This is a genomic window from Acinetobacter sp. YH12102 (genome assembly GCF_013419125.1).
Lineage (GTDB): Bacteria > Pseudomonadota > Gammaproteobacteria > Pseudomonadales > Moraxellaceae > Acinetobacter > Acinetobacter pseudolwoffii.
Map to the genome: position 1 here is coordinate 1 of NZ_VPAS01000049.1, position 1,334 is coordinate 1,334.

Sequence of the window (1,334 nt, forward strand, 5' to 3'; positions counted from 1 at the left end):
TTAAGTTCTTTATCCGACATAGACACCAACATATCAAACCGTCCGCTAACGAAATTGCAAAAGTGCATATTCTAAAAGCGGACATTTTTACTTTGGAGAAACCGGACATTTCTATTTTGGAGTTACAAACGAAATTTCGTATAACCGCCATTATGTTAAATGGGGGGCTTAGAAATTTAGAAAGCTTTGTCTATGAACAAAATAAATTTTGGTTAAAATAAGATTTTATTAATTAAATACTAAATTATGAACCTTAAAAAAAATATTTTTTTACCACTTATATTATGTTTCTCAATTAATACTTCATTTGCTCAGATTTCTAACTTTGATCAGGTAATTGAAAGTGCTACTAAAGGCGATGCATTAGCACAATATAATCTCGGGGTGATGTATGCCAATGGTCAAGGCGTAGCGCAGAGCTATCCGAATGCTTTTGAGTGGTATAGCAAGGCAGCGACTCAGGGGTATGCAGCTGCACAAAGTAACCTCGGGGTGATGTATGCCAATGGTCAAGGCGTAGCGCAGAGCTATCTGAATGCTTTTGAGTGGTATAGCAAGGCAGCGGCTCAGGGGGATGCAGTTGCACAATATAATCTCGGGGTGATGTATGCCAATGGTCAAGACGTAGCGCAGAGCTATCCGAAGGCTTTTGAGTGGTATAGCAAGGCAGCGACTCAGGGGTATGCAGATGCACAATATAATCTCGGGGTGATGTATGACAATGGTCAAGGCGTAGCGCAGAACTATCCGAAGGCTTTTGAGTGGTATAGCAAGGCAGCGACTCAAGGGGACAAAGATGCACAAAATAATCTTGGTGTAATGTATAGCAAAGGCCTGGGTGTTACGCAAAATGATGCCAAGGCGTTTGAGTGGTACAGTAAGGCCGCAGCTCAAGGGCATGCTTATGCGCAAAATACGCTTGGGGGAAAATATCAAAAAGGTCAAGGAGTTACCCAAAATGATATCAAGGCATTTGAGTGGTACAGTAAGGCCGCAGCTCAAGGAGATGCTTATGCACAATACAACCTTGCAGAAATGTATAAAAGCGGTCAAGGTGTTACGCAAAATAATGCCAAGGCATTTGAGTGGTATAGCAAAGCCGCTGATCAAGGACATGCCCAAGCTAAATTAATGCTTGCTAGACTTCAATAATTGTTAAGTGTTAATTATTCTAAAATTAACATAATACACCTTATACGAAATGCTTTTGTTAGAACCCATTTAAAGGGTCTATATTCTCACCAATAAAAATGTCTGGTTTATGATGGTTTTTATCACCATGGACTGGATATAAAATATAGATGCTGATCACTATGTCTGACAAAGAAATTCAA

The 1,334-nt window shown here is 39.7% G+C and carries 2 protein-coding genes; both read left to right on the forward strand.

What is annotated here, in order from left to right:
• Positions 1 to 221: hypothetical protein (locus FTU42_RS14800; protein WP_218949840.1), on the forward strand; the 221-nt coding region annotated here is incomplete at its 5' end.
• Positions 222 to 246: 25 nt separating this feature from the next.
• Positions 247 to 1,152, forward strand: coding sequence for a tetratricopeptide repeat protein (locus tag FTU42_RS14720; protein WP_180083734.1), 906 nt, complete (start codon positions 247 to 249; stop codon positions 1,150 to 1,152).
• Positions 1,153 to 1,334: the final 182 nt, after the last annotated feature.

Bases quoted from the DNA above. Each gene is read 5' to 3' on its own strand.
- FTU42_RS14720 (WP_180083734.1), top strand. From the start codon at position 247: ATGAACCTTAAAAAAAATATTTTTTTACCACTTATATTATGTTTCTCA.